Annotated in this window: 3 protein-coding genes; 1 reads left to right on the forward strand and 2 read right to left on the reverse strand. The window is 28.1% G+C overall.

The features are described 5' to 3' along the window. Window positions 1-107: 107 nt before the first annotated feature. Window positions 108-728: a hypothetical protein gene (locus L8D11_RS04560; protein ID WP_236870489.1), complete on the reverse strand. Its 621-nt coding sequence runs from the start codon at window positions 726-728 to the stop codon at window positions 108-110. Then, the gene (locus L8D11_RS04565; protein ID WP_272906045.1) at window positions 706-2,562 is read right to left on the reverse strand and encodes a heme lyase CcmF/NrfE family subunit; all 1,857 of its coding nucleotides are present in this window, start codon (window positions 2,560-2,562) and stop codon (window positions 706-708) included. Before L8D11_RS04565 ends, L8D11_RS04560 begins: the two co-directional genes overlap by 23 nt. 78 nt (window positions 2,563-2,640) lie before the next feature. Between L8D11_RS04565 and L8D11_RS04570 the strand changes: the two genes are divergently transcribed. Continuing rightward, window positions 2,641-2,964: a DUF6765 family protein gene (locus L8D11_RS04570; RefSeq protein WP_236870491.1), complete on the forward strand. Its 324-nt coding sequence runs from the start codon at window positions 2,641-2,643 to the stop codon at window positions 2,962-2,964. Window positions 2,965-3,035 lie beyond the last annotated feature (71 nt).

The following is a 3,035-nucleotide window of genomic DNA, read 5'->3' on the forward strand; positions in this document are numbered from 1 at the left end:
TCTTGAATTCCTATTATTCTATCAGCTTTTATACCAAACTTATCGTTCTTCTTTATATGAATCTAATTTTTTAAATCCATTTATTGCATATCTTCCTTGCTTTGCATTTATGCAACGGCCTTTTTGAACAAATTTAAAAATGATTTAATAGTTTTTAGTTTTAAAAAATCCTCCTCATCTATAATTATTATCTTATACTTTGAATTGACTGGATTTATAGATAACTGTAGCAAACGTAACAGCGAATCAAATCCAAGTTCAGATTTTAAAAAAAGAATATTCTTTAAGGTTTTATTATACTCTGACAAAGATAAATGAATATTATGTTGTATTAATAAATTTTCTTCATTTTTATTATTTTCAGATTCTTTTAAAGTATTGAGTATACTTGCATTATCAAGATATAAATTTTTAAATTTTCCATAAATAAAATAATCTAATTCGGCAAGGATAAGAGAAATTGCAAGTGAAAAATTATCTTGTAAAAATGAATAAATGTAAAAATCAATATTTATATTTTTAAATTCCTGTATAGGGAAATTAATTCCTTTAATAATTCCATCAAACTCTTCTTGAGTGAAATCTCTCATTAATAAGGAAGTAAAAAATGAGCTTATTTGAGCAGGAGTAGCTCCTCCCTTTAAACAGGCATTCATGCACTTTTTAACATCATCACTGTTCAATGTTTGATTTTGAATTGACTGATTAATTAAGCGCTTTATTATCATTTTCGGAATTAAATATTTTACAAGATATACTAATCAAACCTGCTAAACTAATCAACGCACAACTAAGCCAAATAAAATTTATCATCGGATTGTATTGGATATGCACAGTGATTTTTTCCGAACTTTCAGGTGAGTTAATTGAGAAATAAATATCATATAAAACATGATTTATAGTGTCAATCTCTACAGTTTGTTGTTTTTCAATTGGGAAAAATCTAATCTCTGGATATACCTTGATGTTGTTATCAATTGATATTATTGCAGTCTTGGTTAGGTAATTAGATTTTGTTTGGTAATCTATATTTTCTAATTTAATATGCATATTCTTAAATAAAATAGTTTCTTCCAATTTGACTGTTTTTATAATCTCATCTTTTAGCCCATAGAACATTGAAATTGAGAAAATTAATAATGCAAATCCTCCATGAGCAATTGATATAGGCAATTTTCTAAAAGTTCTAGATTCTATGAATATTTGTACAGAGGATAAAATCAAAGGGATTGAAATAAAAATTCCAAATATTGAATATAAATTTCTTACTCCTAAATAATAAAAAATAGTAAAAGTGCAAATTAAAGAAGCAAAAATATAATTGAGAGTAGCTTTTATGGATTTTTTTTGTGATGTATTGCCGATTCCAAATATGCATAATGCAACTAATATCAAAGTAATAGGTGGAACCAAAAGGTTGTAATAGTTACTATTTATAGACAAATATTTTTGAAACACTACTTCCATAAATAATGGATATAGAGTACCCAGAGAGATAATAAATGCTATTATGCAGAGTATTATATTATTTAGTAAGATGTATCCATTAATATTCTTTGTTGTATCTATATGTAACTTTTTAAAGTTAAGGCCATATAACAATAAGGCGAAGCCTGAAATAAAAAATATTGAAATAAGAATAAAAAACCCTCTTTTTGAATCCTGAGCGAAAGAATGAACCGACGCAATTGTTCCTGACCTAACTATAAATGTTCCTATCATTACTAATGTGAAGGTTAATATACTTAGTAATATTGTCCAATTCAGTTGGGATGTGGATTTTTTAGGAAATTTCATTGCATGAATTAATGCTATTGAGGTTATCCATGGAATCAGAGAAGCATTTTCTACAGGATCCCAAAACCAAAATCCTCCCCAGCCCAATTCTCTATATGCCCACCATGCACCAGAACCAATACCTATGGTTAAAAAGCTCCAAGCAAGTAGCACCCATGGTTTTATTGATTGTATCCAGTAATCTGTATTTTTTGATATAAGTACTGATAAACTTGCCGAAAATGGTAATGAAAATCCAACATAACCAAGGTATAATATTGGTGGATGGAAAGAAACACCGATGTCTTGTAATAGGGGGTTCATTCCAAGTCCTCTAACGGGTGCAGGAATGATCCTTTCAAATGGATTGGATGTGGATATTGTATATAAGATGAACATAAACGTTAGCGCAGCCTGAAGAGTGAGTGTAAGATTTTTTGTTGGTAAATTATTGCTACAAAAAACTCCAAACAGAAATGTAGGAAGGGAAATTGAAATGATCCAAAGCAGCATTGAGCCTTCGTGATTGCTCCAAGAACCAGCTATTTTATAAATTAGGGGTTTTAATTTATGTGAATTATAAAGCACATTTAAAACGGAATAATCAGATATAACATAGCAAGCAATCAAAGATGCAAAGCTTAATATAGTTGATATGGCAATAATACCCCATAAAAAAATTGTAATTTTCAATCTTTTATGCTTTGGGACCACAGCGTTAAAAATTATCAAAAGCAATAGTATCAGTGATAAATGTAGAAAAAAATTTCCGACTTCAGCAAACATTACTCACCTGATATACTTACAGACTTATTACTTTTGAGTTACTTATAATATAAATAATTAATATATCAATATAATTCAATGGATATAGAATATCACTATTATATTACGTATTTGATAGCATTAACATCTGGCTTTGAAATTCATGAAGCGCATACAATTGCTTATAGTTCTCAATTTGTAGATGATAATCATAAGGAATACACCATATACAATGCAAATAATAGTCAAGATTATTATAGAAATTTTATTTCTGCAATTAATGAGAGAAATCTAAATTCTCAGAAATTAGATAGTATACTAATTCCGTTTCACTTTTTGCCAGATATTAAAATTAAGGATATTAGAAAAGAAAGGCCGTTGCATAAATGCAAAGCAAGGAAGATATGCAATAAATGGATTTAAAAAATTAGATTCATATAAAGAAGAACGATAAGTTTGGTATAAAAGCTGATAGAATAATAGGAATTCAAGAA

This window comes from Candidatus Bandiella numerosa (assembly GCF_021811875.1).
GTDB lineage: Bacteria > Pseudomonadota > Alphaproteobacteria > Rickettsiales > Midichloriaceae > Aquirickettsia > Aquirickettsia numerosa_A.

What these genes read in the sequence shown, in the direction of transcription:
- L8D11_RS04560 (WP_236870489.1), bottom strand. Translation starts at nt 728, where the DNA reads ATGATAATAAAGCGCTTAATTAATCAGTCAATTCAAAATCAAACATTG.
- L8D11_RS04565 (WP_272906045.1), bottom strand. Translation starts at nt 2,562, where the DNA reads ATGTTTGCTGAAGTCGGAAATTTTTTTCTACATTTATCACTGATACTA.
- L8D11_RS04570 (WP_236870491.1), top strand. Translation starts at nt 2,641, where the DNA reads ATGGATATAGAATATCACTATTATATTACGTATTTGATAGCATTAACA.